The following is a 6,358-nucleotide window of genomic DNA, read 5'->3' on the forward strand; positions in this document are numbered from 1 at the left end:
CTCAGCGGCTCAGCTGCGCACCAACTCCAAAAGCCCGCTTCGGCGCTGGGCGCCGAGGCTCTGGAAGAGGCGCAGGGCCGGGGAGTTGGACTCGTCCACCTCGGCCCCGGCCACCTCGACGCCGCTTCGGTGCAGCGCGCCCAGGACGTCGGCGAGCAGGGCGCGGGCGATGCCCCGGCGCTGGTAGGCGGCGAGGACGGCGACCAGCCCGATCCGCGCCTGGCGCCGCCGGGGCACCACCCGGACCAGCCCCACGTAGCGGCCGTCCGCCTCCGCCACCGCGTACCTGGACGGGTCCACGACGGTGACCCCTTCCGGTCGCGGCAACACCTCGGCCGGCATGGCCGCCCAGCCGAGGCCGGCCTCGACCTCGGCGCGCACGGCCTGGTCCAGCGTGCGCAGCGGGCCCTCCTGGGCCCGGCCGAGCGGCACGACCCTCACGTCGGACGGCGGCAGAACCGCGTCGAGCCCGGTGACCCGGGGATCGGTGGGCAAGGCGTACTCCGCCTCGCGGCGGGCGACCGTGAAGCCGGCCCGCTCCCAGGCGGCCTTCGTGTCCGGATCGGCCTCGTGGACCACCGCGTGCAGCGGCCTCGGCAGCTCCGCCAGCATGGCCGCGGCCAGGCGGTCGAAGACCTCCACCTGCCAGCTGTCGATGCTGACGAACAACCGCCCGTCGGGCCTGCGCGACACGTCGCCGCGCCCGAGTTCGAAGCCGTCGTCGTGGGCGAGCCACTGGGATTCCCCGGCCCGCGTGATCGTCACGGGGCGACTGCCCGTGCCCGTGGAGGAAGCAGAGAACGGTGATGGGTTCATGGCGTATCCCCTTTGCAGAGTGCCTCGATGTCGAAGGACGGCACTCCCGAGGACGCCTACGTCACTCGCTCACCGTGTGCGGAAGGGGGAGTACCCACTGAAGAACCTTGTTCACGGGTCTCACCTCCTTGCATGCGGTCACGGCGACTCGCAGGTTATCAAGCGGACGGTCTCCGGCCCAACCGGTTTTCCGATTCGGTCGGTGCTGTTGCGCGTCCGGCGGCGGTGCAGGCCAATGGGTGGTGTGGGATGGTTGCGCGCGCACGACCCCGGGCTCGCGGCGACGCGACGGGCCGGGCGCACCGCGCTGGTGATGCCGGCCCTGTTCGCGCTGTGCACGCAGGTGCTGCACGCCCCGGCGACGGCGAGCTTCGCCGCGTTCGGCTCCTTCTCGATGCTGCTGCTCGTCGACTACTCCGGCCCGATGGTGGAGCGGCTGCGCGCCCAGGCGGGGCTGGCGGTCGCCTGGGCGGCCCTGATCTGCCTGGGCACCGTAGTCGCGCACCGGACCTGGCTCGCCGTGCTGACCACGGTGGTGGTCGCGTTCGTCGTGCTCTTCTCCGGTGTGGTCAGCTCGGTGCTGGCGGGAAGCACGACGTCGCTGCTGCTGGCGTTCGTGCTGCCGGTCGCGACGCCGGTGCCCCTGTCCCAGCTGCCGGACCGGCTCGCGGGCGCGGGGCTCGCGGCGGCCGCGGCGATCCCGGCGGTGGCGCTGCTGTGGCCGCGCCCCGTCGCCGATCCGCTCTGCAGACCGGCGGCCCGCGTCTGCCGTGCGGCCGCCGAGCGGCTGCGCACCGACGCCGCACGCTACGGCGAATCCTGGCAGCGTCCGGACGCCGACCGGTGCCGCGTCGTGGCCCAGCGGACCGACGAGGCCAGCGCGGAGCTGCGCCGGGTCTTCGACGCCACCCCCTACCGTCCCACCGGCCTGTCCACCAGCTCGCGGACGCTGGTACGCCTGGTCGACGAGCTGACCTGGCTCAGCACCGTCATCGGGGACCGGCCCGCCTGGACCGAGGAGCCGCCGGCCTGCGATCCGGCCGCCCGTACCGTGCGGCTCGCCGCCGCCGACGTGCTGGACCGCGCCGCCGACCTGCTCGCCGACCTGCGCGGCGACGTCGACCCGCTCCGCGACGCGGTGAAGGAGCTGCGGGTGACCATGGCGGCGATGGCCGACAGCTCGACGGCCCGCCTCCCCGTCGAACAACCGGTCGGCGAGAGCGAGGCCGAGGTCTACGGCTTCCTCGGCACGCTCGACTTCTCCTTCCGCGCGCAGGAGCTCGGCTTCGCCGTGCAGCAGGTCGCCGGGAACGTCGCCCTGGCCGCCACCGCCTGGCAGCGCAGTTGGCCGGACCGGCTGCTCGGTCGCGAACCCGACGCGCTGACCGCTCCGCTGGACTCGGCCCGCGAGCGGGCGGCCGCGCATCTGGGCCGGGGCTCGGTCTGGCTGCACAACAGCCTGCGCGGCGCGGTCGGGCTCGGGATCGCGGTGTACCTGGCCGATCTGACCAGCGTCCAGCACTCGTTCTGGGTGCTGCTCGGAACGCTGTCCGTGCTGCGCTCCAACGCCCTCAGCACCGGACAGAACGCGATCCGCGCGGTCGGCGGCACGGTGGTCGGCTCGTTCGTCGGCGCGGGGCTGCTGGTGCTGATCGGCCACCACGGCACGGTCCTGTGGTTCCTGCTGCCGATCGCCATCCTGGTCGCCGGGATCGCGCCCGCCGCGATCTCCTTCGCCGCCGGGCAGGCGGCGTTCACCGTCACCCTGGTCGTGCTGTTCAACATCGGTCAGGACCCGGACTGGCACATCGCCCTGCTCCGCGTCGAGGACATCGCGCTGGGCTGCGCGGTCAGCGTCGTCGTCGCCCTGTTCTTCTGGCCGCGCGGCGCCGGGGCCGCCGTCGACCGGGCCCTGGCACGGGCCTACACCGACAGCGCCGGCTACCTGTCCGGCGCGGTCGCCTACGCCCTCGGCCACTGCGGCGCCCCGCACGATCCCGACCCCGGTCTCCTGCCCGCTCCGCCGGAGCCGGCTCGCCAGAGCCGCGAGGCGGCCGCGTCCGCGCGCCGCCTCGACGACGCGTTCCGCAGCTACCTGGCGGAACGGGGCGCGAAACCGCTGTCGCTGGCCGACACCACCACCCTGGTGACCGGCGTCGTCGGCCTGCGCCTCGCGGCCGACGCCGTGGTCTCGCTGTGGCAGGAGTGCGGTCGCACCCGCACCAAGGCCGACCAGACCGAGGCGCACCGCACGATCCTCACCTGGACCGCCCTGATCACCGACTGGTACCGAGGCCTCGCCGACAACCTCACCGGACACACGCCGCTTCCGCCCCTGGTGCCGCGCCGTCCCGAGGCGGCGGCCCGCCTCGTCGAGTCCGTCCGCACCGACCTCGTCGACCGCGACGGCCAGGCCACGGCGACGGCCGTCCGCGTCATCTGGACCGGCGACCACGTCGACGTCGCCCGCCGCCTCCAACCGATCCTCGCCGCCGCAGCCCGCGCCGGCCCCCCGGGCTGAGCCCGATCGCAGGGCGGAGAGCGACGGCGCCAGGGGTCGAGCCCGCGCTGCCCGCCCGCCTCGCTTGCCTGCGCGACCCGCCGTGCGGTGGGGTCCGCGCCTTCGCCCGCGCCCGCGCAGGCGCGACTCGGCGGCCTCCGACGGCGGGGCCCGGTCCCGACGCAGGGAACGACGCCACGACCGGCTGAGCCGCGCCGCTCGCACACCCCCGTCCTGCCGTCCGGTCCGCCACCCCCTCAGGCGCGCTCGCGCAGGTACGCGTCCAGCTCGGCGGCGCCGGCCAGCAGGGCCCGGCCGCGGGCGGAGAGTCGGGCATGCCAGTCGGTCAGCGCCTGCACCAGCGGTTCCAGCCCACCGGCGGCCCGCACCTGGGCGACCAGCGGCGCGATCTGCTCCAGCAGGTAACCGCCGCGCCGCAGTTGGTGGACCAGCCGGGCGTCGCGCACGTCGGCGTCGTCATAGACGCGATACCCCGTCCGTGGATCGCGGCGCGGGCGCACCAGGCCGGCGCGCTCCCACTGACGCAGCGTCGCCGGGCGCAGGCCGAGCACCGCCGCCAGCGGTCCGATGAACGTGCCGTCGCCGCCCGACGCGGCGCCCGGGTACAGGGACGGCGGCGGAGTGGGCGACGACTCCAGGTCCCGCAGCGCGCTCTCCACGGCCCGCAGCGTGCGGCGGTCGTCGAGGAGTTGGGCGTGGCTCTCGTCGACGAGCCGCAGGGCCTCCTCGACCGCGCCCTCGTTGACCGCCCGCATGATCGACGTCGCGGTCCGGTGGCCGTGTCCGGGCAGCAGGGCCAGGAACGCGCGCAGGGCGCAGGCGTGCAGCGGCGTGTAGGCGCGGTAGCCGTGGGGCGTGCGATCGGCGGGCGGGAGGATGCCGGCCTCCTCGTAGTTGCGGACGGCCTGCGTGGACAGGCCGTGCCCGCGCGCCAGATCCACCGGGCGCAGTGTCACCCCTGTTTGAAGGTTTCGTCCCATCGTCCTGCCGAAATCGCGGGAAAGTCTCAACCGGAAGTTCAACGATAGCGTTGAAGGCATGGCTACTGGCATCACGGACACCACGCACGCCGTCGAGGCTGCCGCCGTCATGAGGCTGCTTTCGACCCGGCCCCGGCTGCTCTGCCTGGGCGAGCCCACCCACGGCGAGGAGACCCTGCTCGACCTGCGCAACCAGCTCTTCCGACAGCTCGTCGAGGAGGAGGGCTACCGGACCGTCGCGATCGAGAGCGACTGCCTGATGGGCGAGGTCGTGGACGACTACGTCGCCTCGGGCACGGGCGTCCTCGACGAGGTGATGGAGCGCGGGTTCAGCCACGGCTGGGGCGCCTTCCCCGGCAACCGCGACCTCGTGCGCTGGATGCGCGCCTTCAACGCGGACCGGCCCGCGTCCGACCGGCTCCGCTTCGCCGGCTTCGACGGCCCGTTGGAGATCACCGGCGCCGCCAGCCCCCGGCAGGCGCTCACCTCGCTCCACCGCTCCCTCGCGACCTGGGCCGACGCGTCCCTGCTCCCCTGCACCGAGGACGTCCTGGACGGCCTGCTCGGCGCCGACGACCGGTGGACCGAGCCCGCCGCAATGACGGACCCGGCCCGGTCCGTGGGCCGGTCGGCGGAGGCCGGTCGACTGCGGCTGCTCGCCGACGACCTCGTCGCGCTGCTCGACGCGCAGACGCCGCAGCTGCTCGCGGCCACGTCCCGCGAGGACTGGCAACGGACCCGCCGGTACGCGCGCACCGCCGTCGGCCTGCTGCGCTACCACCACGCCATGGCCGACCCGTCGCCGTCACGCATGACGCACCTGCTGGCGCTGCGCGACTCGATGATGGCCGCGAACCTGCTGGCCCTCGCCGAGCAGGGCCCCACGCTGGTGAGCGCCCACAACGCGCACCTCCAGCGCGACCGGAGCAGCATGCGCATGTGGGACCACCCCCTGCTGGAGTGGTGGAGCGCCGGCGCGCTCGTCGGCGCCCACCTGGGCGAGCGGTACGCCTTCCTGGCCACAGCGCTCGGCACGATCGCGCACGAGGGCGTGGACGCCCCGCCGCCGGACACCCTCGAGGGGTTGCTGTACGCGCTGCCCCAGGAGCACGTCCTCGTCGACGCCCGCAGGCTGGCGGCCGCGCTCGCGGACGTGCCCGTCGCTCCCCGGGTGTCGCCCACCTACCGCTACGCCCCGCTCGACCCGGGGCACCTGGCGCGCGTCGACGGACTCGTCTTCGTCAGGGACGCCCGCCGAACGTGACCGTGACGGGCACGAGCTGCCCCAGGCCCCACGCACTGCGCCGCCGGTACGCTCCTCGGGTGGCTGACAAGGATCGGTACCCGTACAGGTACCGGTGGCGCACACGTCTGCGCCGACGATTGCCCTGGTTCCTCGTCGAACGCGGCTTCCTCGGCAAGGGACGACGGGACTGCGGATCGCACGAGTGGTACAACCACGACGGCCGGGTGGCCCGCTGCTACCACTGCGCGGCGGGCGAGCGGCCCTGGGCGGCTGCCGCGGATCCTCGTCGGCCGGACGACGACCACCACCCGCTCCCGTTTTAGTCCTCCGAGGACTGAGTGAGGGCCTGCACGGAGGCGTAGCCCGGCACCCCCGGCAGCGCCGGGAGCACCCCGTTCGCGCGCAGTTCGGCGACGGTGCCCACGGCCGCGCCGAGGGCGACCCGGAACAGCAGCGAACCGAGACTCACCCGGCGGACGCCGAGTCCCGCGAGCTGGTCGAGGGACGACCCGTCCGGCGCGGCGAGGACGTTGAGCGGCAGGTCTGTCGCGGCCGCCACGGCCGCGACCTCGGCCGGGGCGCTCACACCCGGCACGAAGGCCCCGTCCGCGCCCGCGTCCCGGTAGGCCGCCAGGCGGGTCGCGGTCTCCGCCTCGCGGCCCTGCCCCAGCCAGTAGGTGTCCGTGCGGGCGTTGACGAAGAGCCACGGCACGGCGTCCTTGACTGCGGCGATCTTCGCGGCGTGCAGCTGCGGCGGGGTGAGGCTGCCGTCGGCGCGACCGTCCTCCAGGTTGA

Annotated in this window: 6 protein-coding genes; 3 read left to right on the forward strand and 3 right to left on the reverse strand. The window is 74.6% G+C overall.

Annotated features, from left to right (window positions below):
• Positions 1-9: 9 nt before the first annotated feature.
• Complete coding sequence (locus TR50_RS30980) at positions 10-816, reverse strand: GNAT family N-acetyltransferase (RefSeq protein ID WP_042429751.1); 807 nt, start codon at positions 814-816, stop codon at positions 10-12.
• A gap of 244 nt (positions 817-1,060) precedes the next feature.
• Between TR50_RS30980 and TR50_RS30985 the strand changes: the two genes are divergently transcribed.
• Positions 1,061-3,337 (forward strand): FUSC family protein, encoded by a 2,277-nt coding sequence (locus tag TR50_RS30985; protein ID WP_236654660.1) that lies wholly within the window; start codon positions 1,061-1,063, stop codon positions 3,335-3,337.
• A gap of 236 nt (positions 3,338-3,573) precedes the next feature.
• Here the strand turns inward: TR50_RS30985 and TR50_RS30990 are convergent, their stop codons facing one another.
• Positions 3,574-4,317 (reverse strand): TioE family transcriptional regulator, encoded by a 744-nt coding sequence (locus TR50_RS30990; RefSeq protein ID WP_042429756.1) that lies wholly within the window; start codon positions 4,315-4,317, stop codon positions 3,574-3,576.
• A gap of 58 nt (positions 4,318-4,375) precedes the next feature.
• Between TR50_RS30990 and TR50_RS30995 the strand changes: the two genes are divergently transcribed.
• Complete coding sequence (locus tag TR50_RS30995; protein WP_042429757.1) at positions 4,376-5,581, forward strand: erythromycin esterase family protein; 1,206 nt, start codon at positions 4,376-4,378, stop codon at positions 5,579-5,581.
• 59 nt (positions 5,582-5,640) lie between these two features.
• On the forward strand, positions 5,641-5,886 hold the full coding sequence (locus tag TR50_RS46000) for a hypothetical protein (protein WP_152648734.1): 246 nt from the start codon (positions 5,641-5,643) through the stop codon (positions 5,884-5,886).
• Here the strand turns inward: TR50_RS46000 and TR50_RS31000 are convergent.
• A partial coding sequence (locus tag TR50_RS31000; RefSeq protein WP_042429761.1) for an isocitrate lyase/phosphoenolpyruvate mutase family protein occupies positions 5,883-6,358 on the reverse strand: 476 nt, incomplete at its 5' end. The two genes, TR50_RS46000 and TR50_RS31000, sit on opposite strands and share 4 nt — an antisense overlap.

The sequence above is a fragment of the Streptacidiphilus anmyonensis genome, from assembly GCF_000787855.1.
GTDB classification, from domain to species: Bacteria; Actinomycetota; Actinomycetes; order Streptomycetales; family Streptomycetaceae; genus Streptacidiphilus; species Streptacidiphilus anmyonensis.